General features: G+C 35.1%; 24 protein-coding genes. 15 read left to right on the plus strand and 9 right to left on the minus strand.

Features of this window, described 5'->3' with window-relative positions; genetic code table 11:
• Window positions 1-444 precede the first annotated feature (444 nt).
• The 6 genes from K3248_RS01440 to polA all read left to right on the plus strand — a co-directional run bounded on the left by K3248_RS01440 (window position 445) and on the right by polA (window position 7280).
• Window positions 445-1296, plus strand: a complete 852-nt coding sequence (locus K3248_RS01440) for a pyruvate, water dikinase regulatory protein (RefSeq protein WP_220716590.1) — start codon at window positions 445-447, stop codon at window positions 1294-1296.
• The gene (locus K3248_RS01445) at window positions 1283-1879 is read left to right on the plus strand and encodes a Maf family nucleotide pyrophosphatase (protein WP_220716591.1); all 597 of its coding nucleotides are present in this window, start codon (window positions 1283-1285) and stop codon (window positions 1877-1879) included. Before K3248_RS01440 ends, K3248_RS01445 begins: the two co-directional genes overlap by 14 nt.
• Complete coding sequence (locus tag K3248_RS01450; RefSeq protein ID WP_220716592.1) at window positions 1872-2753, plus strand: shikimate dehydrogenase; 882 nt, start codon at window positions 1872-1874, stop codon at window positions 2751-2753. The genes K3248_RS01445 and K3248_RS01450 overlap by 8 nt, the downstream gene beginning before the upstream one ends.
• Window positions 2750-3337: a dephospho-CoA kinase gene (gene coaE, locus K3248_RS01455; RefSeq protein WP_220716593.1), complete on the plus strand. Its 588-nt coding sequence runs from the start codon at window positions 2750-2752 to the stop codon at window positions 3335-3337. The genes K3248_RS01450 and coaE overlap by 4 nt, the downstream gene beginning before the upstream one ends.
• A gap of 4 nt (window positions 3338-3341) precedes the next feature.
• Entirely contained in the window at window positions 3342-4049 is a 708-nt protein-coding gene (gene dnaQ, locus K3248_RS01460) for a DNA polymerase III subunit epsilon (protein WP_220716594.1), read from the plus strand.
• A gap of 324 nt (window positions 4050-4373) precedes the next feature.
• Entirely contained in the window at window positions 4374-7280 is a 2907-nt protein-coding gene (polA, locus tag K3248_RS01465; RefSeq protein WP_220716595.1) for a DNA polymerase I, read from the plus strand.
• Here polA and K3248_RS01470 read toward each other — a convergent pair.
• The 7 genes from K3248_RS01470 to ihfB all read right to left on the minus strand — a co-directional run bounded on the left by K3248_RS01470 (window position 7277) and on the right by ihfB (window position 12664).
• Window positions 7277-8155 carry an endonuclease/exonuclease/phosphatase family protein gene (locus K3248_RS01470; protein WP_220716596.1) on the minus strand — a complete coding sequence of 293 codons (879 nt, stop codon included), beginning with the start codon at window positions 8153-8155 and terminating at the stop codon, window positions 7277-7279. The genes polA and K3248_RS01470 overlap by 4 nt on opposite strands.
• Window positions 8156-8267: 112 nt before the next feature.
• A complete protein-coding gene (locus K3248_RS01475) occupies window positions 8268-9041 on the minus strand; it encodes a Bax inhibitor-1/YccA family protein (protein ID WP_220716597.1) in 774 nt (257 codons plus the stop codon).
• A gap of 601 nt (window positions 9042-9642) precedes the next feature.
• Window positions 9643-10146 (minus strand): signal peptidase II, encoded by a 504-nt coding sequence (gene lspA, locus K3248_RS01480; protein WP_220716598.1) that lies wholly within the window; start codon window positions 10144-10146, stop codon window positions 9643-9645.
• A complete protein-coding gene (locus K3248_RS01485) occupies window positions 10143-10991 on the minus strand; it encodes a TrmH family RNA methyltransferase (RefSeq protein WP_220716599.1) in 849 nt (282 codons plus the stop codon). The genes lspA and K3248_RS01485 overlap by 4 nt, the downstream gene beginning before the upstream one ends.
• Before the next feature lie 3 nt (window positions 10992-10994).
• Complete coding sequence (locus K3248_RS01490; protein WP_220716600.1) at window positions 10995-11927, minus strand: RsmD family RNA methyltransferase; 933 nt, start codon at window positions 11925-11927, stop codon at window positions 10995-10997.
• Window positions 11928-12079: 152 nt separating this feature from the next.
• Window positions 12080-12376, minus strand: coding sequence for a lipopolysaccharide assembly protein LapA domain-containing protein (locus K3248_RS01495; protein WP_220716601.1), 297 nt, complete (start codon window positions 12374-12376; stop codon window positions 12080-12082).
• Between the two features lie 9 nt (window positions 12377-12385).
• A complete protein-coding gene (gene ihfB, locus K3248_RS01500) occupies window positions 12386-12664 on the minus strand; it encodes an integration host factor subunit beta (protein WP_220716602.1) in 279 nt (92 codons plus the stop codon).
• A 185-nt stretch (window positions 12665-12849) separates the two neighbouring features.
• Between ihfB and lptC the strand changes: the two genes are divergently transcribed.
• The 6 genes from lptC to rlmN all read left to right on the plus strand — a co-directional run bounded on the left by lptC (window position 12850) and on the right by rlmN (window position 19169).
• Window positions 12850-13494, plus strand: a complete 645-nt coding sequence (gene lptC, locus K3248_RS01505; RefSeq protein WP_220716603.1) for an LPS export ABC transporter periplasmic protein LptC — start codon at window positions 12850-12852, stop codon at window positions 13492-13494.
• 73 nt (window positions 13495-13567) lie between these two features.
• Window positions 13568-14176, plus strand: coding sequence for an LptA/OstA family protein (locus K3248_RS01510; protein ID WP_220716825.1), 609 nt, complete (start codon window positions 13568-13570; stop codon window positions 14174-14176).
• 6 nt (window positions 14177-14182) lie between these two features.
• Window positions 14183-14977, plus strand: coding sequence for an LPS export ABC transporter ATP-binding protein (gene lptB / locus K3248_RS01515; protein WP_220716604.1), 795 nt, complete (start codon window positions 14183-14185; stop codon window positions 14975-14977).
• A gap of 1125 nt (window positions 14978-16102) precedes the next feature.
• A complete protein-coding gene (gene ptsN, locus K3248_RS01520; RefSeq protein WP_220716605.1) occupies window positions 16103-16567 on the plus strand; it encodes a PTS IIA-like nitrogen regulatory protein PtsN in 465 nt (154 codons plus the stop codon).
• Window positions 16568-17394: 827 nt separating this feature from the next.
• The gene (locus K3248_RS01525) at window positions 17395-17904 is read left to right on the plus strand and encodes an invasion associated locus B family protein (protein ID WP_220716606.1); all 510 of its coding nucleotides are present in this window, start codon (window positions 17395-17397) and stop codon (window positions 17902-17904) included.
• Between the two features lie 35 nt (window positions 17905-17939).
• Window positions 17940-19169: a dual-specificity RNA methyltransferase RlmN gene (gene rlmN / locus K3248_RS01530; protein ID WP_220716607.1), complete on the plus strand. Its 1230-nt coding sequence runs from the start codon at window positions 17940-17942 to the stop codon at window positions 19167-19169.
• A gap of 2 nt (window positions 19170-19171) precedes the next feature.
• On the opposite strand, the gene K3248_RS01535 is transcribed toward rlmN, so the two are convergent.
• Window positions 19172-19810 (minus strand): LysE family translocator, encoded by a 639-nt coding sequence (locus K3248_RS01535; protein ID WP_220716608.1) that lies wholly within the window; start codon window positions 19808-19810, stop codon window positions 19172-19174.
• A gap of 136 nt (window positions 19811-19946) precedes the next feature.
• Here K3248_RS01535 and K3248_RS01540 point away from each other — a divergent pair, with 136 nt between their 5' ends.
• The 3 genes from K3248_RS01540 to K3248_RS01550 all read left to right on the plus strand — a co-directional run bounded on the left by K3248_RS01540 (window position 19947) and on the right by K3248_RS01550 (window position 24778).
• Window positions 19947-21176 (plus strand): argininosuccinate synthase, encoded by a 1230-nt coding sequence (locus K3248_RS01540; RefSeq protein WP_220716609.1) that lies wholly within the window; start codon window positions 19947-19949, stop codon window positions 21174-21176.
• Window positions 21177-21539: 363 nt separating this feature from the next.
• Window positions 21540-23201 carry a lysine--tRNA ligase gene (locus tag K3248_RS01545; RefSeq protein ID WP_220716610.1) on the plus strand — a complete coding sequence of 554 codons (1662 nt, stop codon included), beginning with the start codon at window positions 21540-21542 and terminating at the stop codon, window positions 23199-23201.
• Entirely contained in the window at window positions 23201-24778 is a 1578-nt protein-coding gene (locus tag K3248_RS01550) for a peptide chain release factor 3 (RefSeq protein WP_220716611.1), read from the plus strand. Before K3248_RS01545 ends, K3248_RS01550 begins: the two co-directional genes overlap by 1 nt.
• 87 nt (window positions 24779-24865) lie before the next feature.
• Here the strand turns inward: K3248_RS01550 and trxA are convergent, their stop codons facing one another.
• Window positions 24866-25189, minus strand: coding sequence for a thioredoxin (trxA, locus tag K3248_RS01555; RefSeq protein ID WP_220716612.1), 324 nt, complete (start codon window positions 25187-25189; stop codon window positions 24866-24868).
• Window positions 25190-25235 lie beyond the last annotated feature (46 nt).

Genomic DNA, 25235 nt, shown 5'->3' on the forward strand with positions numbered 1-25235 from the left:
ATACAAATTAAAATCATTTATAAAACAGGTTTTAAATAAGAATTATTTATAATCTTTTAAAGAACTTATGTAACATATCATATTGAATAAAAAAATACGAGTCTAAGTTATAATGTTTGTAAATTAATATTCAAAAAAATTATATTTTTCAGGATTTTTAATAAATAAATTTAAAAGAGAAAGATTCTTCTTATTTAAAACTGTGTTTAATGTGGATTATTTTTTATACTTTATTCATCCTCAATTTTATCCACAAAAATGAAGGAAAAAAAACAAAGTATAACATTCTTTTAGAAGCATTATCCCCGTTCTTTTCTCATAAGAGAAAAAAATTGATCACAATTGTTTAATTTGTGCATAATAATGGAGAATTTTTAAAGAATTTCACTTTATAAGAAAAATGCAGAGTATATACACATTTGTTAACAGGGAGTTAAAATTTTTGTGACAATAAAAAAAAAATCCTTTCATTTACATATGCTTTCTGACGCAACAGGAGAAACATTAATTGCTGTGGGAAGAGCAGTAGCATCACAATATACGATGTTTCAGGCAATAGAGCATATCTACCCAATGATTCGTAATGAAACACAATTACAAAGAGCTCTTGATGAGATAGAACAAGAACCAGGTATTGTTCTTTACACGACCATCGATAAAAAAATCAGACTGCTTTTGAAAAAAAAATGTGAAAAAATAAAAGTTCCCTGTATTGATATACTACATCCTGTTTTAGATGCATTTCAAACTTACCTTGGAATGCCTATAAATTTACGTGCGAGTGCACAACATGATCTTAATGTAGATTATTTTCGTCGTATTGAAGCATTAGATTTTACAATAGAACACGATGATGGACAGTCTCCTAATAGCTTACCAAATGCAGATGTAATTCTTGTAGGAATTTCAAGAACTTCTAAAACACCGACAAGTATATATTTAGCAAATCGTGGAATCAAAGCGGCTAATGTTCCTCTTATTCCGGGGATTGATTTACCAGAAACACTTTTGGAAGCAAAAAATGCTTTAATCATTGGTTTAATTGCTTCAGCAGAACGAATTTCACATATTCGTCAGAATCGAGATTTTGGAGAGGGTTTTTCCATTGAAAGTTATATAAATCGCACCAATATAGCGGAAGAGTTAACTTATGCAAAACGCATTTGTGAACGTTTTGATTGGCCTATTATTGATGTCACAAGGCGCTCTATAGAAGAAACCGCTGCGGTAATATTTAAACTTTTATCACAATTTCGTGATAAAAAAATGAAAGAAAATCTTTATGGTAGCGGGTAATTTAATATTAGCATCTCTCAGTTTTTATCGTGCACAGTTATTAAAAAAAGCAGGTTTGAATTTTTTAGTTGAAGGTGCTTCTTGTGATGAGAGAGAAATAGAAAAAACAGGAAAAACAAAAACACCTAAAGAACTCAGTTGTTTTCTTGCCAGTGCAAAAGCAAAAAATGTTTCTGATCGTTTTCCACATGACTTTGTGATTGGCTGTGATCAAGTCCTTGATTTAGAAGGTAAAATTTTTCATAAAGTGACCAATAACAAAGAGGCATATCAGCGTTTGTGCGCTTTGTCTGGAAAGACACATTCTCTTCATAGTGCTGTGGCGTTATTTCAAAATGGACAAAAAATTTGGGCGGAAGTTTTTAGCGCACATATGACTGTACGCCCTCTTTCATCTGAGTTTATTAAGCGTTATTTATCACGTGTAGGAAAAGATGTTTTTAATAGTGTCGGGGTATATCAAATTGAAGGAGAAGGAATACATCTTTTTGAAAAAATTGATGGAGATTTTTTTACCATTATTGGTTTACCTTTATTACCTTTATTAATAAAATTACGTCATTTAGGGGTCATTGATGGTTAATCCAATAATAAAGCACAAAAAAAATATTTTTCCTCGTGCCTTTGTTGTTGGCAGCCCTATTCATCATTCAAAATCACCTAAAATACACAATTTTTGGCTGAAGCAATATGATTTAGAAGGCGAATATATTGCACAGGAAATAACATCTGAAAAATTTAGAGATTTTTTCACATCTATAAAAGAAAGGGGTTTTTGTGGAGGAAATATCACTTTACCCCATAAACAAGAAGCTTTTCAGTTAGCAAATTATAAAGATGAAGTAGCAACAATGATTGGGGCCGTTAATACGCTATGGTATGAAGGAAATAAACTTTGTGCTACAAATACTGATGCCTATGGTTTTAGTGCTAACCTTGATGATTTTATGCCTGATTGGGTAGGAGAAACAGCACTCGTTTTTGGTGCAGGTGGTGCTGCTCGTGCTATCCTATATGCCTTAAAAAAACGCGGGTTTGAACGCATTATTTTGCTTAACCGTACAAAAAAACGTGCTGATAATTTAGCTGAACACTTTGGAAAACCTGTTGAAGTACATGATTGGCATTACGCTGGTGAAATACTTCATAAGGCTGATTTGATTGTTAATACAACTTCTATAGGTATAACAAATTCCTATAAGGAGAAAAGTGATTCTTTCTTTTGCGATTTTTCTAAAGCAAAGACAACAGCATTGGTAACAGATATTGTTTATACACCTTTGATAACACCTTTTTTACAACAAGCAAAAATGCATGGCTTAAGGACTGTTGATGGCCTTGGTATGCTTTTACATCAAGCTGTTTTTGGATTTGAGCAATGGTTTGGAAGAAGACCACAAGTGACAAAGGCGTTAAGAACAACGATTTTAGAGGATATGGGTGAAAAGAGAGAATGAAAATCATAGGGCTGACCGGATCAATCGCTATGGGGAAATCAACAGTCGCTCATTTTTTTAAACAAGCGGGAATTTGCGTTTTTAACGCTGATGAAGTGGTACACAAACTCTATAATAGCGAACCAACTTTATCTTTTATAGAACGCATTTTTCCAAGTGTTGTTGAAGATGGTAAGGTTAATCGTTCAAAACTTTCTGAAATTTTAATCAATGATAATAAAAAGTTACGAATATTAGAAGAAATGATTCATCCTTTGGTGCAAGAAGAAGAAAAAGAATTTATCAATATAGCACGTCAAAAGGGGGAAAAATTAGTTGTTCTTGATATTCCACTTCTTTTTGAAACAAAAAGTGAAAGTCGTGTAGATTATGTTGTTGTTGTTTCTGCTCCATTGGACATACAAAAAGACCGTGCAATGATTCGCAAAGATATGAATGAAGAAAAATTTAATTTTATTAATGCTCGGCAAATATCTGATGAAAAAAAACGAAAGCGTGCTGACTTTATTATTGATACAGGAAAAGATTTAGAGAATACACGTCAGCAAGTTTTAAATGTGATAAAAAGTTTGCTAAAGAATTAAAATTATGCGTGAGATTATTTTTGATACAGAAACAACAGGTTTAGATAAAGAAAAAGACCGTATAATTGAAATCGGTTGTGTGGAGATGGTAAATCGTTATCTTACAGGACGCCGATTTCATGTTTATTTGAATCCACAAGGTGTTGTGATTCCTGATGAAGTTGTAGCAATTCATGGATTAACCAATGAACGCTTAAAAAATGAGAAAAGCTTTAGTGAGATTGTTGATGCGTTTTTAGAATTTATCAATGGTGCAACAATGGTTGCCCATAATGCAAGTTTTGATATTGGTTTTCTTAATGCAGAGTTAGGACGAGTAAATAAGCCGCTTATCAGTGTTGATAATATTCTTGATACATTAGCTATGGCACGTCGTAAATTTCCTATGGGTCCTAATTCTCTTGATGTTTTATGTAAGCGTTTTGGAATTGATAATAGTCACCGTGTTCTTCATGGTGCTTTGCTGGATGCAGAGATTCTTGCTGATGTTTATATCGAGCTTATTGGTGGAAAGCAGGGCGTATTAGTTTTTAACAATAATGATAACATTGATGGAGGTATGCAAAATGGTAAAGATGCTCTTTATGCAATTAAACAGCGCCCACAAATACTTCCTTCAAGATTAACTATGCAAGAAAAAAATATGCATGACGATTTTATCAATAAAATGGGCGAAAAAGCTTTGTGGAATCACTTCAAAGTGCCGCAATAATTTACGCATTACTCTTTAAAAGATTATTTTGCAATTTATCGTGAGTTTCTTACAAAAAAAAATGGTCGTTGTGGGGAGGGGAACACCACAACGACCCTGTCGTTACATAGTACCTTAGCTATCATAGGAGGAGCAAAATGAAAGCTATTATATCCTGTAACAGCAAAGAAAAGCTCTAGGTACTAACTACAAAGTGCAACGACTTTATGTATTATGAAAAGAAAAAATGGCTTTTTAGAGGCATTTTTATAAATTTAAAAATAAAAATAAAAAAATATGTAAAAGTAAGTTATTTTTTGACTGAAATGGAGAAATTAAACTGTCATGAAAGCAACAGATCACCTTTTTTTGGTTGATGGATCAGGATATATTTTTCGTGCTTATTATGCTTTACCATCTTTAAAACGTAAAAGGGATGGACTCCCTGTAGGAGCTGTAGCGGGCTTTTGTAATATGTTGTGGAAATTGCTCTGTGATGCACGCAATACAGCTACAGGCGTTGTTCCAACACATTTTGCCGTTATTTTTGATTATTCATCGGATACATTTCGAAAAAAAATTTATCCACAATATAAAGCTAATCGTGCAACTCCTCCTGAAGATCTTATACCTCAATTTTCTCTCATACGCCAAGCAACAAAGGCTTTTAATTTGCCTTGTATAGAAAAGGAAGGATTTGAAGCAGATGATTTAATTGCAACTTATGCACAATTGGCAACAAAAGTTGGGGCAAAAACAACAATTATCTCTTCTGATAAAGATCTGATGCAATTGGTGAATACGCATGTGTCCTTATATGATGGAATGAAAGATAAACATATAGGCATTTCTGAAGTAATAGAAAAATGGGGCGTGACACCTGAAAAAATGATTGATTTACAAGCTTTGATTGGAGATACAACAGATAATGTACCAGGTATTCCAGGTATTGGTCCAAAAACTGCAGCGCAATTGCTCAATCAATTTGGCTCTCTTGACCTTTTATTACAGCATGTAACAGAAGTGAAACAAACAAAGAGACGTGAAAATATTCAAGCTTACAGTGAACAGGTAAAAATTTCTCGCAAACTTGTTCAACTTAAAACGGATGTACCAGTAGATGATCATTTAGATGATTTTATTTTGGAATCACAAGATGGTCCACGCTTAATTGCTTTTCTAAAGGCAATGGAGTTTTCGACATTGACACGTCGTGTGGCAGAAGCAACAGCATGTGATGCAACAGCAATTGATGCACTTGATATAAATGTCGAATGGGAAGAATCTATCTATGTTCATGGCCCTGATACTAAAAAAATTGAAAAAGTATTGTCGCATGATTTTTCTGAAAATTCTCCACAAGCTTTGGCACAAAAGCGTAAAGATCAAGCTTTTATCCAAAAAATTACAAGGGATGCTTATACAACCATTCTTGACGAGATAATTTTGAAAGAATGGTTATTACAAGCACAAGAGCAAGGTTTTTTTGCTTTTGATACTGAAACAACCTCTCTTGATCCACTACAGGCAAAGCTTGTTGGTTTTTCAATAGCATTACAGCCAGGAAAGGCAGCTTATGTACCGCTTGAACATATTGAAGGAGGAGATGATCTTTTGGGAGGGGGACGTATTGCCTCACAGATTGAGAAGCAAAAGGCTTTAGAACTTTTAAAGCCACTATTAGAAAATCAAGCAATATTAAAAATTGGGCAGAATATAAAATATGATTGGTTGGTGATGAAGCAATATGGCATTGTGATGCGCTCGTTTGATGACACCATGCTTTTATCATATGCTTTAGATGCTGGAGCTTTAACACATAATATGGATGATTTGTCTGAGCGTTGGCTTGGGCACAAACCGATTGCTTATAAAGATTTAACATATAACGGAAAGAAGATTTCTTCTTTTGTTCAAGTGGATTTGAAACAAGCAACCTATTATGCTGCGGAGGATGCTGATATAACGCTCCGCCTTTGGCAGGTTTTAAAACCGCAACTTGTAGCGCAGGGAATGACAAAAATTTATGAGCGTCTTGATCGACCATTGATAGATGTTTTAGCAAGAATGGAAGAACGCGGAATTCTCGTTGATCGACAAATTTTAACGCGTCTTTCAGGAGAATTGGCACAAGCTGCTTCGATTTTAGAAGAGGAAATTTATCAACTTGCTGATGAAAAATTTAATATTGCTTCACCAAAACAATTAGGTGATATCCTTTTTAGTAAAATGGGATTACCTGGAGGTGCAAAGACCAAGGGTGGACAGTGGTCAACTTCTGCACAAACTTTAGAAGAGTTAGCGGTTGAAGGTCATATTTTACCGCGTAAAGTTATTGATTGGCGTCAACTTACAAAATTAAAATCTACTTATGCAGATGCTTTACCTTCTTATATTTCACCAAAAACAGGGCGTGTTCACACAAATTATTCTTTAGCAATAACTTCAACAGGACGGTTATCATCATCAGATCCCAATTTGCAAAATATTCCAATAAGAACCACTGAGGGGCGTAAAATTCGAACAGCTTTTATAGCTCCAAAAGGACATATTCTCTTATCAGCTGATTATAGTCAGATTGAATTACGTGTTCTTGCACATATTGCCGATATTAAAGCATTAAAAGAAGCTTTTGCTAAGGGGCAAGATATTCATGCTATGACAGCATCACAAATGTTTGGAGTAGCGATAGAAGGGATGCCATCAGATATACGACGGCGTGCGAAAGCGATTAATTTTGGTATTATTTACGGTATTTCCGCTTTTGGATTAGCCAATCAATTGGGCTTGTCACGTCAGGAAGCAAGTCGTTATATTCAACTTTATTTTGAAAGATTTCCGGGGATTAAAGATTATATGGAAAAGACGAAGATCTTTGCACGTCAAAATAGTTATGTAGAGACAATTTTTGGACGTCGTATCCATTATCCAGAAATAAAAGCAGCAAATATACAAATTCGTTCCTTTAATGAGCGTGCTGCTATCAACGCTCCAATTCAGGGATCAGCAGCAGATATTATTCGCCGCGCTATGATTCAAATGGAAGATGCTTTGCAAAAAGAAAAACTGTCAGCAAAAATGTTGTTACAAGTGCATGATGAACTCATTTTTGAGGTACCAGAAGAGGAGGGAGATAAAACCATGGCTGTTGTCAAAAACATTATGGAAAATGCGACAATGCCAGTTCTTTCTTTATCTGTACCACTTGAAGTAAAAGTTATGACTGCAAAAAATTGGGAAGAGGCGCATTAGCTTTTTTCAATTATTTGGTCTTTAAGAAGTGTTATTGCATTGGAAAGATCAAGATAAGCTTTGATAGGTAAATGATCTGAAGCAATACGCGCAAGCGGTGAACGATGATTTTCAATATTTTTTATCAATTGATGAGGAAAAGCAAAAATTCTGTCAAGAGCTAAAAAAGGAAAACGAGAAGGAAAGCTTGGTACAGTTCCAAGTGTGCTATCAAAATAAGGGGCAAAATGGTTGAGAGATGAGCCTTTTCCTATTCGCCATTCATTAAAATCGCCAATAAGGAGTGTGGGCATGAGAGAATACTTTTGCAAAAGCGCAAGAAGCATTTTTGTTTGCTGATTACGAGAATGACGTAATAAACCAAAATGAGCTGCAATAATACGAAGAGGACCTGATTCCATTTCCAATTCTACAATTACAGCACCACGCGGTTCAATACCAGGAAGAGTAACTTGTAGAATATCGCGTATATTCCCTTTTCGCAAAAAGAGAGCGTTGCCATGCCAACCATGACCGTAAGGTGACATAGTATTCAGAGGCACAGGAATGAGGCCTGTTTCAGCTTTTAACATATTAAGATCAATTAAACCAATGCGTTCACCAAAACGTTTATCTGCTTCTTGAAGAGCGAGAATATCAACTTGTAATTCCATAATCACACGTACAATTCGTGCCGGATTAAAAACTTTATCAATACCTACGCATTTATGTACATTATAGGAAGCAATGGTAAGATCGTAACGATCATTGTTATTGATTATATTTGATTGATAATCAGAATAGTTACGAACTGCCTTTAAAAGAGGGTTATGAAGCTTTTTTTGAACAAAGGTAGCAAAAGCAGGAAATTTTTTCTGAAAAGGTTTCTTTATCATTTTGTGCATATACTATGCTAAAGGGGAAGAGGAGGAGGCGCTTGCACCAAAGAATAAAAAAACCCTGCTTCTTAAGAGAAACAAGGTTTTTTATAAAGCGCTGATATTACAATCAATCACGATTTGAGCCAAGAAATTGTAGCAAGAAAACAAACATATTGATAAAATCAAGATAAAGGCTCAACGCACCCATAATAACTTTGCGTCCTTTGGTATCATATCCATCATTTTCATAATACATCAGTTTAATGTTTTGCGTATCATAAGCTGTTAAACCAGCAAAAATAAAAACACCAATTACAGAGATAGCAAATTGTAAGGCACTTGATCCAAGAAAGATGTTAACAATCATGGAAAGCATCAAACCAATTAAACCTATAAAAAAGAAAGATCCCATCGCTGTGAGATCGCGCTTTGTTGTATAACCATAAAGTGAAAGAGAACCAAAAGCTGCTGCGGTAATAACAAAAGTTTGTACAACACTTTCTGTAGTATACCGTAAGATAATTGAAGACAATGAAAGCCCCACGAGAGCAGCATAACCAAAGAAAAGGCTTCGCGCTGCACTTGTAGTCAATGTATTGATTTTAAAACTGAGGAATAAGACCGCTACAAGTGGTGCAAACATAACAATATAAGAGAGTGGCGATGTGTAGAATGTCACTCCGAATGAGGTTAAGTAAACACTACTATTGATTCGAGCGGCTGCTTGGCTCATATCTGTTGTTGTTGCTAATGATACAACTGCATAAGCAGCAACGGCTGTAATAAGTAAACCAACAGCCATTGTATTATAGACGCCTAGCATATAACTACGCAATCCTTGATCAATAGATGCATCGGCATGAGAGACAGACGCCGAACGTAAATTTTTAAAATCAGCCATAATTAAATTCCTTTAGCATATGTTCCGTCAGATGTTGGGGGTTAATAACTTCTGCCATTATAACAAAAGCCTTGTATAAGCTTTACAAAAGCAAATACAAACAACTCCGAGCATAGCTGGCGGAATTCCAGCATACCTCCCTTTATTATGGAGATTTATAAAAAAATTACAAGAGACTTCTATGACAAGAAAACCTTACAAATTTGTAAGGAAAAGGTCCCTTTAAAGCAAAAATATTTAGTTTTTTAAAATGTCCTGCGTAAGATAAAAGCTGTGTAAGCATCACGTTTTTTCAAGAAGCATTTTCATTTATTATTGAATATTTTTTCATAAAAAGCGAAAAATTTTGAAAAATGACATGTAATAATATCAAATTGTTACTTAATAAGAGCAGTATTCATCAAAAAAGTGATACTAAAACAAGAAAGTAAAAAGTATTAATTAAACCTATAGAAGTTTTATTTGGCTTGTTAAAAGGAGAAAAGAGAATTTAATAAATCGCACGAAGAGTAATAAAAATGCTCTGCAAAATTAAGAATAAAGGTACTATGTCACATAAATATGCTGTATGAAGCGCAATTTTTTTAGAAGTAAACAGATTCTATCGAGACAAGGTATGGTTGGAGTGGTGCTTTTCTTTTATCCAGAGACGAATTTCTTCAAGAAGAAGAGCAATAACACCAAGAGTGATGAAGCTATCCGCAAGATTAAAAATAGCAAAATAAAAGATATCACCAATATGAAAGAGTATGTAATCAATAACGTGATGGAAACGAATACGATCAATAAGATTACCAATTGCTCCACCAATGATAAAGGTAAGACCAAATTGTTTTAAAAACTTATTATATTCCGTATTTTTCTTTAACCATAAAAGAGAAACAATAATAATGAGCGTGATAGTAATAAGGCCCCAATGTGAAAAGGAAGAAAGAAATGAAAATGCAATACCAGAATTACGCACATGGTAGAGGGAAAGAAAAGAAAAGAGAGGGATTTCTGTTTCTAAAGGTATATTGTTTATAACCCAATATTTAACGGCTTGATCTATCCCTATTGTAAGAGTTAAACCCAAAAGAAAAAGAAGCAGTGATTTTCGTATCATGTTCTATCCTTGCATGGTTCTAATGTTAAATAAGGACGGCGGATTTCATAAAGCATGATAGCTGTTGCAACCGCCAAGTTGAGTGAATCGGCCCGTCCAGTTTGTGGAATCCGCGCGAGTTTATCACAACGATTTGCAAGAATTTCTGATAAACCTTGTTTTTCATTTCCCATTAAAAGTACAATGGGACCGTTTTTAAAATCAATTTTACGATAGTCTTTAGATCCTTTAAGATGCGTACCAACAATCATAGCTTTAAAGTTTTTTGACCAGTTTAAAAAGGTATTTTCATCACAGTGATAAAGAGGTATAGAAAAAATTGATCCCATTGTAGCGCGAACTGTTTCAGGTGAAAAAGGATCTGTTGTTTCACCAATTAAAATAACACCTTTAGCACCTACTGCATCAGCAGTACGAATGATAGTACCGAGATTCCCTGGATCACGCACACGATCAAGAGCGATATAAACGTCTTTTTCTTGTTCTTTTATCGTTTTCAGTGATTGCCATTGTTGTTTAAAAATCCCAACAACTGTTTGTGGATTATCGCGGCGAGTAAGTGATTCCATAACTTTTTGTGAGGCTTTAATAACAAAACCACCATGTGCTATTGTATATGCAGCAGCATTTTCTGTAGCGGCATTTCCAATTTTGCTCTTAGAAAAAATAAGTGTTTGGATTGTCCATCCGAGATTGAGAGCATCAATCACCAGTTTTAATCCTTCTGCCATGAAAAGCCCTTCTCGATTACGGTTTTTCTTTTGGCTAAGTGCTTTAAGACTTTTGATGATAGGATTACTAAGGGAAGTAATTTCTTTAACTTTAGCGGTTTGGGATACACACATAATTTAAGCAATCCAACGGCTGAAAAGAGAAGTAGAAAGGGCCCGTTTAGCAGATTCTTCACGCAAAATCAGTTCTCCTGATTCGATTGTTCCACCAAGATTTATGAATGTATCACGCATTAAAGTGTGAAGTACATAAAAAGACGCACGAATAGAATAAGCTGTGAGCACAACAGCAAGTGGTTTGTTAGAGAGAAGTTTACGACAGTTTGTAATCATATTTGGTAAATGATCAAACAGTTGCCAAATTTCACCATGAGGTCCACGTCCATAAGCAGGGGGATCAAGGAGAATCATATCATAGTTTTTTTTACGGCGTAGTTCGCGTTCGACGAATTTTACAGCATCATCGCAGATCCAACGAATAGAGTGATCTGGTAACCCTGCTCTTTCTTGGTTGGCTTTTGCCCAGGCGATAGCTTTTTTAGAAGCATCAACATGTGTCACATTCGCTCCTGCGCGCGCGCCGATCAAAGATGCAATACCCGTATAACCAAAAAGATTGAGCAATTTGATAGGGCGTGAGGCGTTAAGAATATGTTCTTCCATAAAGCGCCAATGGGCATCTTGTTCAGGAAAAACACCTACATGACGAAAAGAAGTAAAACGTCCTAGAAAAGATAATCCGTTCCAAGAAAGAGGCCACGTCTCACTAAGCTTTTTCTTGGGAAAGTGCCAACGGCCAACACCTTCTTCATCACGGTTTCCTGTGAAAAGAGCATCAACATCAGCCCACTGTTTTTGTGATAAGGTAGGTTTCCATAATGCTTGACCTTCTGGACGAATAATACGATAGGCGCCATAACGTTCTAATTTGCGTCCATGGCCAGAATCAATAAGAGCATAATCGGTACTCGCATTTGTTTCTAAAATAAGAGGTAACTTCTCTTTTGGGGAGATATTATTGTGGTATGATTGAAAACATTGTGCGGGCATATCTGTTGCTACTATACAGGTATTTGAAAGTTTTATATTAAAAGATTTTTTTAATTTCTGCAAAAGAGTAAAGTATACTAAAGCATGTATAAAAAAGAATAACTTTAATTCCTGTATTTTAAAAATGAAAGAAAGCTTTGGCGAAAGTGCTCTTATGTCATATTAGCAATCGACATTTTTAATTTTTCGAGTTCTGCTTTGCTTTTTTTAAGTGCTTTTTTGCATTTATGGTATGTGAGCCAATGAATTACGCTTCCCAATAAAATACCAAGTCCTAAAAAAATGAAAAGCCATATAAAGAAAGGGGCTTGATAAGTAAAATGTTCAGATTTTGTTTGAAAAGGATCAAGTGTCAATGTAACCATTTGACGATTAGCAATGATAAAGGCAATCAAAAATGCTGTAGGAAATACCAAAATAATTGCAAAAAGAATACGTTTAAGTGCCATAAAATTTCCTCATTGATTAAGCCGATCACGCAAATCTTTACCAGTTTTGAAAAAAGGAATCCATTTTTCTTCAACAGCAACGGCTTCACCTGTTCGTGGATTACGACCGTTACGAGCTGAACGGCTTTTTACAGAAAAAGCTCCAAAACCGCGAAGTTCAACACGATTTCCATTAGCAAGTGCTGCTGAAATTTCTTCAAAAATAGCATTAACAATATTTTCTACATCACGTTGAAAAAGATGCGGATTATGACGTGCAATAATTTGCACAAGCTCTGATTTAACCAAAATATCCTCGCTTTCACAAAAAAAGACTTTTATAGTATGATTTCATACGTACATATTATATACATAAATGCGTGAAAGCAAAATAAAACCAAGAAAAAACAAATTGCAAGAAGCAAAATTTGAAAATACATCCTATAGGGTTTATAAAAGTAAAAAATATAGAATCTTTAAAAGATTAGGATAATATGTCCATACATAGCCATCATAAATTTTTTTTAACAAATTCTTCCTTTGGGGATGTTTTTAAAAAAGCTTCTCGTCATTCGCGTTGTATTAGTATATTGAAAATTTTTTTACCTCTTTGCGCATTGATTTTAGCGCTTGTTTTTTGCTGGTTTACATTTTTCTTTATACCAAGTACTTCCGATTCCCTAATCTTGAAAAATGAAGAAGAGGGGGGAACGAAATTGACAATGCTTCATCCAAAATTAGAAGGGTACACACGTTCTCATAATCCTTATTGGCTCAAAGCGGAAAAAGCATTTCAAGATCGTACACATGCTGGAGTGATTGGACTACAAAACATTACAGCTGAGGCACTTATAGGCAAACAAAGACGAGTCCTTCTTGATGCACGAGGAGGTATTTATAATAATATAAATGGTTCTTTGCAGTTGGATAAACCATTTAAAATTACAACAAATGACGGAATGACAGCACAATTTATGGCAGCAAATATTGATTTATCTAAAGGACAATTAAGTACGAATCAGCCTGTTAATATTCAGCATGCTGGCTTGTACCTTGCGGCCAATGCTTTGCAAATTCGAGAAAAGGGAGAAAAAATGTATTTTCATGGTGGAGTACATTTGGTGATTGATAACAAATGAAAGAAGATAAAGACGAATCTTGAGTAATTTTTACGAAAAATATGTATATATGGAAACAATTAAGAATGATGAAATGAAGTCGCAAAGATCATACAAAAAGTGGATAGGTATGACTTTAGCGTTGAGCTTAGGAATATTAGGGTTTGAAGTAGCTCTTGGATATGCTGAAGTGACGCATTTTGGAATAAATCTCTCAAGCGGGAAGGAGCCAGTGGAGTTTTATGCAGATTCTTTAGAGATACATGATAAAGAAGGAATAGCGCTTTTCAATGGTGATGTTTCAGTAATTCAAGGTAAACGTCTTTTGCGAACAGCAAAATTGGTTGTTTACTATGATAAAGCTCGTAAAGTAGCAGATGAGGATCAAAAAGATCTGAAGACAACATCATCTGTCTTATTTGGTTCTACAGGTATAAAAAAAATGGAAGCTTTAGGAAAAGTTTATATAAAAGTTGCCACACAAATTGCTACAGGTGATAAAGGTGTTTTTGATGGAAAATCAAAAATACTAAGCTTGACAGGGAATAATGTTGTTTTAATTGATGGTGATAATGTGGCAAAGGGATGTAAATTGACGGCAGATATGAAAAGTGGAAAGGCTTTTCTAGAAGGTTGTGAGAGGACTGATAAAAAGGGCCGTGTTTCTATCATTTTTAAACAAAGTCAAAAGAGTAGCCATTAAGATTTCATGTTTGGAATCAAAAGAGAAAAACAGACTGACAGACATGATCTTGCAAATGAGACTTTAAGAAAGCGCTTAAAGGGAACCTTAGTTGCTAGCCATTTGGTGAAAGTTTATCGAGGAAGACAGGTTGTTAATGGTGTTTCTTTTGGTGTTCGCACCGGAGAAGCTGTTGGTATTTTAGGTCCTAATGGAGCGGGAAAAACAACATGTTTTTATATGGTAACAGGGCTTGTTAAGTCTGACGGAGGGAGCATTCGAGTTGATGGATTTGACATTACACATTTGCCAATGTACCGACGTTCTCGTTTAGGTATTGGTTACCTTCCACAAGAAGCATCAATTTTTCGTGGTCTTTCTGTAGAAAACAATATTAAAGCTGTTTTGGAGGTGGTTGAAAAAGACCATCTGAAAAGGCGCGAAGAGCTGGACGCCCTTTTACATGAATTTAAAATTGATCATTTACGCAAAATGTCTGCTCTCGCTTTATCAGGAGGTGAACGTCGGCGGCTTGAAATTGCGCGTGCTTTAGCTTCTCGTCCCAATTTTATGTTACTTGATGAACCCTTTGCAGGAATTGATCCTATCGCTATTTTTGATATTCAGCAGCTTATTCGTTATTTAACACAGCGCGGAATTGGTGTTTTGATCACTGATCATAATGTGCGTGAGACATTGGGGCTTATTGATCGTGCATATATTATTCACGCAGGAAAAGTGTTAGTGCACGGTTGTCCTAACGACATTATTAATAATCCTGATGTGCGTAGAATTTATTTAGGAAATCAATTTTCTCTTTAATTTTATGCGTGTTATAAGTTTGCATTTCAATCAAATCTATATATGCCTGAAGCTATATACATAAACTATAACTCAATGAATGTATGGCATATAAGAAAATGAAATTTTATTGCCATATCTTTTTATGCTAAACTAAGAATAATTTTTTTTGTGTTGCAGAAATCATAATAATATCATGAAGAACTTATAATAAACAAATAACATGCACTTTTTTGAAAAAAGGAGATGAATTAATTTATAAGTCAAAGACTTCTATAATGTTTGGATTGGTCCTATGTTCTTGAAAAGCTCCTTATTTGTACCAAAACTACGCTTATGACTATCATTTAAAAGAGTATTTTTCTGAGTGATAAAAAGATGTCATAAATGACAGAGATTCATTATTTCATTAATTTAATTTTTTGATGATAGCACAGAAGAGATATCGCTAGATTAGCTTATAGTGAATGATGAACGAGCTTAGCAATAAATGTAATGTTGCTGAAAGATGTATAGCTCTTGAAAAAGATTTTTCTTTGTCGAATTAGACGCTGTGTAAGTAATCTATCTAAGATATTTTGATAATAATTCTATGGGTTAGAGTGATTACGAGAGAATTTGTGTTTTTTGTTGTACATTTACAATATGTGTATGGTTAAGGATATAAATGTATATCTGTGTATTTCTTAAAAAAAAATTATTGAAACGACTTAAAGCGTGTTGAGATCATTATCCTCAAGCATTATTTAGGCTAAACAATAACCATAAAAGTGGAGTTCTGTTGATCTGTGCGTTTCATATTTTATGAGAACTGGTTTTTAACAGAAAGAGGAAGATGTGATAAAGAATTGTACACAAGCTTTTATAAAAAGAGAATGATAAATTTATAAATAAGTAATCACTTTTCATATTATAGGAAAATGCATTTTATGGATAATTTTATTTCTTTTTTCCTATGCTGTTAAGGGAGGAGCGAAAACCTATTTATTGTTGTGCTAATAGTGATATGAAGCGAGCTATCCATTATAAATTGAACAGTAAAATCACATGCAATAATGATGCAAGAAACAAACAGAATTTTAAATATTCATACCAATTTATGCGTTTGTATGAGTAAGCATTAGCATGTAAAAGGAAAATTAAAGTATGAATTTGAGTGAGTTAATTACACCGGAAGCAATTATTCCGGCTCTTAAGGCGAATTCGAAAAAACAAGTTTTGCAAATTTTAGCTGAAAAAGCTGCAGATCTTACAGGCCTTAATGAAAATGTAATTTTTGAGGTTATTTTACAACGTGAAAAGTTAGGGTCAACAGGTTTAGGTAGTGGAATTGCGATTCCGCATGGAAAATTATCTGATATCCATCGGATTATTGGTATCTTTGCGCGTCTTGAAAATCCTATTGATTTTGAAGCTCTTGATGATGAACCTATAGATCTTGTATTTCTTCTTTTAGCACCTGAGAATGCTGGTGCAGATCACTTGAAAGCTTTATCGCAGATTGCGCGTGTTTTACGCCATTCTGATGTTGTTCAAAAATTGCGTAATACCTATGATGCTAATACACTTTATGCTTTATTAATCCAAAACGCATCATCAAATGCAGCTTAAAAGAAGATATGACCTAGATTGCGGATAACATACCATAAAGAAGCGATGAAAAATGATATCATTTGGCTGAAAGAGCTTAAAATTTCAGATTATATTATACAATGTTAAAAAATTGCTTCCAAAAGGATTTTCGTTTTTAAGAGTCAAAAATAGATGAAACTTTTGATTTTTATTATTTTTTTGTATGAGACACTCATGATAATATTTAAATTTATGAACTTAAAAAAGTATCAATATATTGAAGTTTTTTGCAGATGAGGAAAGCCTTAGCTATTCTATCATAAACATATTGAGTCTATTTAGTCATTTTTTGCAACATAATTTTTAGATTATAAAAATATGGTGTCTAGGCACTATTGAATGCAGAGTATGGACAGGTTATAATCAATCAAGGAGAGAGTATTTTGTTCTTTTTATTAACACAATACGATATTTGATGAGCTATGAAATCTAAAATATTTTTTATATAGAAAATTTTTCAATACATTGTTAGCGATTAAGAGAGTACCATTTGCATCTTAACAGAGTGATGATATGTTTATGATCGGGGATGGAGTTTAATTGCTTAAAGAGATAAGTTTTTATATAAAGAATGTCATAAATAGCATAAAGTGAAACAATTGTTTTTAAAATCTGGTTATTAAATAAAAAAATTTATGTTTTAGTAATAACTGAAAGGGCACAATTGAAAGATAACAATCTATCTTGGTGAGCGCGAAGATATATCATTTGTTAAAAAAATAAGAACGACAATATTAGAATATTAAGGCGTTTTGTTGTGCTTTTTTATAAAGATAATCTTGTAAAAGAAATGGGTTAAGAGACTAATGAAAATTTTTGAAAAGACTGTTATTGCTGCATCTGTAATGTTTTTGGCTACCACCGGAGCAGAGAGTGCACAAGTACCAAGCCGCTTAAATCAGTTTGAGGCATGGGGAGCTTATTCTTATAAAGCGCCTCAAAATACGATTTGCTATGTATTATCAGTACCTATACAGTCTCTTCCAACGACGGTTAAGCATGGTGATAATTTCTTTTTAGTTACCAAGCGCTCCCATTCACCTACTTCGTTTGAACCACAATTCATGGCTGGTTATCCACTTAAAGAAGGATCAAGAGTCACCGTGACAATTGAAAATAAGGATTTTGATTTTTTCACGAAAGGTTCGTCAGCTTGGTTGGCATCATCTGCTCTAGAAAAGCAGCTTGTTTCGGCTATGCGTGCTGGATTAAAAATGACAGTGAAAGCGTTTTCAAAACGGGGGACACATACAACTTATACTTATTCCTTAAGGGGGGTCACGGCCGCATTAAATGCTGCAGAGAAATGCCATTAAGGTTTTTGTAACTCTAAAATATAAATTGGAAAGCGATGGCCGTTTCATATGATCTTAGACCAGTTGGTTCATGTTCGCCACGGGAGACAAATAGTCTTTTCGTGAAGGAGAGTGCTAAACCTTCTTTAATTGGTTTATCGCAAGATGAAATGATGCAAGCTTTAAGAACAGTTGGTATACCAGAGCGTCAAATACGTATGCGTGTACGTCAGCTTTGGCATTGGCTTTATGTCCGTGGTGTTTCAAATTTTAACGAAATGCTCAATATTTCTAAACCAATGCAAGAAATGCTAAAAAGCCATTTTTCGATTGCGCGTCCGGAAATTGTGAGAGAACAAATATCAAAAGATGGTACACGTAAATGGCTTTTACGTTTTCCAGCACGTGGAGCGGGGAGACCTGTTGAAATTGAAACGGTTTATATCCCAGAAGAAGGGCGAGGAACTCTATGTCTTTCATCACAGGTAGGATGTACATTAACTTGTTCTTTTTGCCATACAGGAACGCAGGTTCTTGTTCGTAATCTAACTGCAGAAGAAATTTTAGCACAGTTGTTGGTAGCGCGTGATTGTTTGGGTGATTTTCCTGACAAAAATACGCCTGATGGGGCAATTATTCCTGTTGAAGGACGTAAAATTACCAATATCGTAATGATGGGAATGGGAGAACCACTTTATAATTTTGAAGCAGTTAAAAAAGCTTTATTAATTGCTTCTGATGGGGATGGATTGTCTTTATCAAAACGTCGGATTACGCTTTCAACCAGTGGAATTGTTCCTGGAATTATCAAAACTGGAGAAGAAATTGGTGTTATGTTGGCGATTTCACTCCATGCAGTGCATGATACGCTACGGGATATACTTGTTCCAATCAATAAAAAATATCCACTTGCTTTATTAATGGATGCCTGCCGTAATTATCCTGGTCTTTCTAATGCCAAGCGAATTACATTTGAATATGTGATGTTAAAAGATATCAATGATAGTTTGGAAGATGCGAAACGATTGGTTCAATTACTAAAAGGGATTCCAGCGAAAATCAATTTGATACCTTTTAATCCATGGCCAGGAAGTAATTATCAATGCTCTGATTGGGAACAAATTGAGCGTTTTGCTGATGTGATAAATCAAGCCGGTTATGCTTCTCCTATTCGCGTACCACGTGGACGCGATATTTTAGCGGCATGTGGGCAGCTTAAATCAGTTTCAGAGCGCTTGCGTAAATCAGAGCGTTTGCGGTTTGAAAATACAGTTGGAAATGAATAGGCTTAATTTTCAGCGATAAGCAGATGGAAGGCGAAACTCGTAAATGTACCTGCTATAAGCCAGTCAAGAAAGCGTAGATAAAAAGGGTTCTTCTTGAGATTTTTAAAAATTTTATGGGCCATAAAAACAATAGAAATTGTAATAGGAAGAGAAATAGGGATATAAGAAAATCCTAAAATAAGTAGCTTTTGTGTTGCCATAGGATCATTTGCATTAATAAATTGCGGCAAAAAAGTTACATTAAAAAGTATAACTTTAGGATTTAAAAGATTAATTCCAATACCAGCCAAATAATTACGTTTAGAGCTTTGGTATTTTAATGATGCTTCTTCAAAGGAAAATGTTGAGCGTTTATATAATGCTTGGAAGGCAAACCATAAAAGATAACAAGCGCCGGCAATTTTAAGAAGAGCAAAACTATGTGGTGAAGCGAAGATAAGAGCTGATAAACCAAGTGCTACAGCAATAACCTGAATAGCAAAACCTGTTGCACTTCCTAAAGCGCACATAATCCCAGCTTTTTTGCTTTGCGTAATAGTTCGCCCTACAGAAAGCATCATATCAGGTCCTGGAATAAGCGCTAAGACCAATGATGCTACAGAAAATTGTATTAAAATAGGCCATTCAGGAAAAAGTGACATTTAAACCTCTCACAAAATGTGCTTTTCTACACTTTATTGTATCTTTTTGCATCTTTAAAATGTTATTTAAAAGGAGTTTATTTACATAATTTTTAATCTTTAAATTCAAATAAAATAAACATAATGGGATTTTAAAATGAAAAAGTGGCAAAAGATTAAAAAAGTTGTTTTGGCTTATTCAGGGGGATTAGATACGTCGATTATTCTCAAATGGTTACAAAATACGTTAGGTGTTGAAGTTGTAACTTTTACAGCAGATTTAGGACAAGGGGAAGAATTAGCATTTGTGCGTCATAAAGCTGAAATGTTGGGTGTTAAAGAAATCTATATTGAAGATTTACGTGAAGAGTTTGTGCGTAATTTTGTTTTTCCGATGTTTCGAGCTAATGCAGTTTATGAAGGAAGCTATCTTTTAGGCACCTCCATTGCCCGTCCGCTTATTGCAAAACGTTTAATTGAAATTGCTAAAGAAACAGGAGCAGATTCTATTGCGCATGGGGCAACAGGAAAGGGTAATGATCAAATACGTTTTGAGCTTTCTGCTTATGCTCTTAATCCTAATATTAAGATTATTGCACCATGGCGTGATTGGGATTTGAAGAGTCGAACAGATCTCATCGAATTTGCACACTTACATAAAATTCCAATAACAAGGGATAAGCAGGGCGAAATACCTTTTTCAGTGGATGCAAATTTATTACATTCGTCATCGGAAGGAAAAGTTTTAGAAGATCCAGCTACTCCTGCTCCTGAATATGTGCATCTACGGACTCTTTCGCCAGAAACAGCTCCAGATAAAGTAACTATTATAACTATTGGTTTTAAAAAAGGGGATGCTATTTCATTAAATGGGGAAGATTTATCTCCAGCCACTTTACTTTCTAAACTCAATAATTATGGGCATGATAACGGTATTGGTCGGTTAGATTTAGTAGAAAATCGTTTTGTGGGGATGAAGTCGCGGGGTATTTATGAAACACCAGGTGGAACTATTCTTTTAGCTGCTCATAGAGCGATGGAATCTCTAACATTGGATCGTGGTGCAGCACATTTGAAGGATGAATTGATGCCACGTTACGCAGAGCTCATTTATAATGGCTTTTGGTTTTCACCAGAGCGTAAGATGTTGCAGGCGGCTATTGATTTTTCTCAAGAACATGTTGAAGGTGAAGTTACATTAAAGCTCTATAAAGGAAACGTAATTGTTGAAGGACGTGAAAGTAAAAAGTCACTTTATTCCAGTCAATTAGTAACTTTTGAGGATGATCAGGGCGCTTATGATCAACAAGATGCAACAGGTTTCATTAAGTTAAATGCACTACGCTTACGCACATTAGCAATGCGTCATAAAAATTATCAAAAATAAAAAATGTGCTGTGACAGATTTAATATAGAGAAAAGCCCTTATACTTAATGTTGAATGAGGTTTTTATAGGTTTATTTTTATTTATCACCAGTTCAATGCTAGAAAATTAGCATTTTGTTTATATAAGAAAGGCTCAGGACAATAATCATGAGGCTTCAATCATGAACATAAATAAATTTTGGTTCATAATATTCCAAGATTTTTCATTTATATCAAGATAAAACTTTTCTCAAGCGAAAGTGTATGGCTATATCTTGACAAAGGTATAATAGGATTATGCAACTTTTCGCTTGCTTTTATTGACGAATAAACTCAAGAACCATACACCATACCGTTAAAGTTTAATTTTTTAGGATAGAAATGATGATGCGTAATCAATGTGATGCCCTTAGCCTTAGTCCTGAATTGAGTGATGCGGCTGTTCAATCAAAAACTTGGCCCTTTGAAGAAGCACGTAAAATTATTAAACGGTATGAAAAAACGGGTTATCCAGAGAGCATTTTGTTTGAAACCGGTTATGGACCATCTGGTTTACCGCATATTGGAACTTTTGGCGAAGTTGCACGTACAACAATGGTACGTCATGCATTTCATATTCTCACGGACAATAAAGTGAAAACAAAACTACTTTGTTTTTCTGATGATATGGATGGTTTACGTAAAGTCCCAGAGAATGTACCTGATCGAGAAAAAATGGAAAGTTATCTTGGTCAACCTCTCAGCCGCATACCAGATCCTTTTGGAGATGTGTATCCTTCCTTTGGAGCTGCAAATAACGCGCGTTTACGGGCGTTTCTTGATCGTTTTGGTTTTGACTATGAATTTGCTAGTGCTACAGATTATTACAACTCTGGTCGTTTTGATGAAACTCTTTTAAGAATACTTGCTTGTTATGATAAAGTGATGTCTATTATTTTACCAACGTTGGGTGAAGAAAGACGGGCTACTTATTCACTCTTTTTGCCTATTTCTCCCTTTTCTGGAAAAGTATTACAGGTGCCAATGGTTGCACGTAATGTTGAAAAAGGTACGGTCACCTATATTGAGCCAGAAACAGGAGAAACCATTGAAACGGAGGTGACAGGGGGAAAAGTTAAATGTCAGTGGAAAGTGGATTGGGCAATGCGTTGGACAGCGCTTAGTGTTGATTATGAAATGGCGGGAAAAGATCTGATTGATTCCACAAACCTTTCTTCTAAAATTTGTAAAGTGCTTGGTGGAAAGCCACCAGAAGGATTTAATTATGAGCTTTTTTTGGATGAAAAGGGTCAGAAAATTTCTAAATCTAAAGGAAATGGCTTAACCATTGATGAGTGGTTAGCATATGCTCCAACAGAGAGTTTAGGGCTTTATATGTTTGCAAAGCCAAAAACAGCAAAAAGGCTTTATTTTGATGTAATCCCTAAAGCTGTTGATGAATATTATGCGCATCTTTCAGCTTATGGTCGTCAGGAATGGAAAGAGCGGCTTAGCAATCCTGTATGGCATATCCATAATGGTAATCCTCCGCAAGTGGATTTACCCGTACCTTTTGCTCTGCTTCTAAATTTGGTAAGTGCTTCCAATGCGGAGAATAAAGAAGTCCTTTGGGGGTTTATTTCTCGCTATGCTAAAGGTGCGAATGCACAAACTTATCCAGAACTTGATCAATTGGTACAATTTGCTCTTAAATATTTTGATATTTTCGTTAAACCGAACAAAAAGTTTCGTATGCCAGATGACAGTGAGCGGATAACATTACAACGAATTGATGCAAAATTAGCCAGTTTGCCTGAAACTGTTGATGGCAACATAATTCAAAATGCACTTCTTGATATTGCGCGTTCAATAGAATGTTATCAAGATCATAGCAAAAAAAGCCCTGAAGGGGGGCCAGGTGTTTCAAATGCCTTTTTTCAAATGCTCTATGAAGTTCTTTTGGGACAGGAACGAGGACCACGATGGGGTTCATTTATAGCACTTTATGGAATTGATGAAATGCGTGGGCTCATTGCTGAAGCACTTGCACGGCCTGTGGGGGAATAATGGAACAAAGAGTGCAAGAAGTAAAACGGCGAAGAACATTTGCAATCATTGCGCATCCTGATGCAGGAAAGACAACGCTTACAGAAAAGCTTTTATTATTCGGGGGAGCTATTCAACTTGCTGGTGAGGTAAAAGCAAAAAAAGATCGTATTCAAACTCGTTCTGATTGGATGAATATTGAGCGAGACCGCGGTATTTCGGTTGTAACATCAGTGATGACGTTTGAATATGCAGAACATATCTTTAATCTGTTAGACACTCCAGGTCATGAAGATTTTGCCGACGATACATATCGTACTCTTACGGCTGTTGATAGTGCTATCATGGTTTTAGATGGGGCGCGCGGAATTGAACCTAGAACCTTAAAACTCTTTGAAGTGTGTAGGATGCGCGATATTCCTATTGTCACTTTTGTCAACAAAATGGATCGTGAGGCGCGTGATCCTATAGAACTGTTAGATGAAATTGAAGAAAAGCTGGCTCTTGATACTGCACCAATAACTTGGCCAATTGGTACAGGGAAAGATTTTATTGGAACATTTGATCTTCATTATAATCGGTTTCGCAAAAAAGATGATGAGATAACACAACAAGTCGTTTCTGGACCCGATGAGATTACAAATTTACTTCCTGATCATCAGCGTTTGTCTTTTATTGAAGGTGTAGAACTTGCGCGAAATGCTTGCAAGAGTTTTAATCTTCAAGCTTTCCAAGAAGGGCATATGACACCAGTTTATTTTGGTTCGGCTTTACGAAATTTTGGTGTGCGTGATTTGATCGATGCATTGGTCACTTTCGGTCCAAGTCCGCGTGATCAGGCTGCAGATCAACGCACTGTAAAAGCTATGGAGCCTCAAATGACGGGATTTGTATTTAAAATTCAAGCGAATATGGATCCCAATCATCGTGATCGTATTGCGTTTTTTCGGGTATGCTCAGGGACGCTTGAACGTGGTATGAAGACAAAGTTGGTACGGACAGGAAAATCGATAACACTTTCAGCACCACAATTTTTCTTTGCACGTTCGCGTCAAATTGCAGATCAAGCTTATGCTGGTGATATTGTAGGGATTCCTAATCATGGAACGTTGCGTATTGGTGATACCTTGACAGAAGGAGACAATATTCTTTTTAAGGGAGTTCCTAATTTTGCACCAGAAATTTTGCGTCGTGTTTGTTTAGGCGATCCGATGAAAGCAAAAAAATTGAAAGAAGCTTTGCAACAAATGGCTGAAGAAGGAGTCGTACAATTATTTATTCCTGATGATGGTTCTCCTTCTCTCATTGGTGTGATTGGCGCTTTGCAAATTGATGTTTTAAAAGAACGACTTAAAATAGAATATGGTTTGCCGGTAAATTTTGAACCAGCACGCTTTAATATATGCCGTTGGATTTCAGCAGAAAGTAAAGATGAGATGCAGAAATTTCTCACAAATCACCGTTCGGCAATTGCCTATGACCTAGAAGGTGATCCAGTTTTTTTAGCAGAAAACCATTTTTCATTGAATTATGAAGCTGACAGAGCACCGAAAATAAAATTTGCAACTTTTAAAGATTATCAAATACGCACTGAATAAACTTCGTAAAGGTATTGTTCTTAAAAAAATAAACAAAAAGAAGAGAAAAAATCTCTCTTCTTTTTAGTAAAATGATTATATGTAAACTTAATGAAGTCCTTCTTTAATCCATTCAGAAAGACGTCCTTTAGACGTTGCCCCAACCATATTCGATGAGACATTTCCACCTTTAAACATTAACAAGGTAGGAATAGAGCGAACTCCATATTGAGTAGCCAGTTCGGGATTTTCATCTATATTTACTTTAGCAATTTTGACTTGATTTTGCATTTCTGTTGAAATCTCGTCTAAAATTGGAGCGATCATTTTGCAAGGACCACACCACTCTGCCCAAAAATCAACTACAACAGGTGTGGAAGAGGCGAGAACTTCATTTTTAAAATTGCTGTTATCAACTTTTATACACGTCATTGATTTATCCTTTATATACACTTTTATAGATTGGTATGATAACGCT

The sequence above is a fragment of the Bartonella raoultii genome (assembly GCF_019659805.1).
GTDB lineage: Bacteria > Pseudomonadota > Alphaproteobacteria > Rhizobiales > Rhizobiaceae > Bartonella > Bartonella raoultii.

Excerpts from the sequence above, each read along its gene's own strand:
- K3248_RS01445 (WP_220716591.1), top strand. The coding sequence starts at position 1,283 with ATGGTAGCGGGTAATTTAATATTAGCATCTCTCAGTTTTTATCGTGCA.
- K3248_RS01450 (WP_220716592.1), top strand. The coding sequence starts at position 1,872 with ATGGTTAATCCAATAATAAAGCACAAAAAAAATATTTTTCCTCGTGCC.
- coaE (WP_220716593.1), top strand. The coding sequence starts at position 2,750 with ATGAAAATCATAGGGCTGACCGGATCAATCGCTATGGGGAAATCAACA.
- dnaQ (WP_220716594.1), top strand. The coding sequence starts at position 3,342 with ATGCGTGAGATTATTTTTGATACAGAAACAACAGGTTTAGATAAAGAA.
- polA (WP_220716595.1), top strand. The coding sequence starts at position 4,374 with ATGAAAGCAACAGATCACCTTTTTTTGGTTGATGGATCAGGATATATT.
- K3248_RS01470 (WP_220716596.1), bottom strand. The coding sequence starts at position 8,155 with ATGATAAAGAAACCTTTTCAGAAAAAATTTCCTGCTTTTGCTACCTTT.
- K3248_RS01475 (WP_220716597.1), bottom strand. The coding sequence starts at position 9,041 with ATGGCTGATTTTAAAAATTTACGTTCGGCGTCTGTCTCTCATGCCGAT.
- lspA (WP_220716598.1), bottom strand. The coding sequence starts at position 10,146 with ATGATACGAAAATCACTGCTTCTTTTTCTTTTGGGTTTAACTCTTACA.
- K3248_RS01485 (WP_220716599.1), bottom strand. The coding sequence starts at position 10,991 with ATGTGTGTATCCCAAACCGCTAAAGTTAAAGAAATTACTTCCCTTAGT.
- K3248_RS01490 (WP_220716600.1), bottom strand. The coding sequence starts at position 11,927 with ATGCCCGCACAATGTTTTCAATCATACCACAATAATATCTCCCCAAAA.
- K3248_RS01495 (WP_220716601.1), bottom strand. The coding sequence starts at position 12,376 with ATGGCACTTAAACGTATTCTTTTTGCAATTATTTTGGTATTTCCTACA.
- lptC (WP_220716603.1), top strand. The coding sequence starts at position 12,850 with ATGTCCATACATAGCCATCATAAATTTTTTTTAACAAATTCTTCCTTT.
- K3248_RS01510 (WP_220716825.1), top strand. The coding sequence starts at position 13,568 with ATGAAGTCGCAAAGATCATACAAAAAGTGGATAGGTATGACTTTAGCG.
- lptB (WP_220716604.1), top strand. The coding sequence starts at position 14,183 with ATGTTTGGAATCAAAAGAGAAAAACAGACTGACAGACATGATCTTGCA.
- ptsN (WP_220716605.1), top strand. The coding sequence starts at position 16,103 with ATGAATTTGAGTGAGTTAATTACACCGGAAGCAATTATTCCGGCTCTT.
- K3248_RS01525 (WP_220716606.1), top strand. The coding sequence starts at position 17,395 with ATGAAAATTTTTGAAAAGACTGTTATTGCTGCATCTGTAATGTTTTTG.
- rlmN (WP_220716607.1), top strand. The coding sequence starts at position 17,940 with ATGGCCGTTTCATATGATCTTAGACCAGTTGGTTCATGTTCGCCACGG.
- K3248_RS01535 (WP_220716608.1), bottom strand. The coding sequence starts at position 19,810 with ATGTCACTTTTTCCTGAATGGCCTATTTTAATACAATTTTCTGTAGCA.
- K3248_RS01540 (WP_220716609.1), top strand. The coding sequence starts at position 19,947 with ATGAAAAAGTGGCAAAAGATTAAAAAAGTTGTTTTGGCTTATTCAGGG.
- K3248_RS01545 (WP_220716610.1), top strand. The coding sequence starts at position 21,540 with ATGATGCGTAATCAATGTGATGCCCTTAGCCTTAGTCCTGAATTGAGT.
- K3248_RS01550 (WP_220716611.1), top strand. The coding sequence starts at position 23,201 with ATGGAACAAAGAGTGCAAGAAGTAAAACGGCGAAGAACATTTGCAATC.
- trxA (WP_220716612.1), bottom strand. The coding sequence starts at position 25,189 with ATGACGTGTATAAAAGTTGATAACAGCAATTTTAAAAATGAAGTTCTC.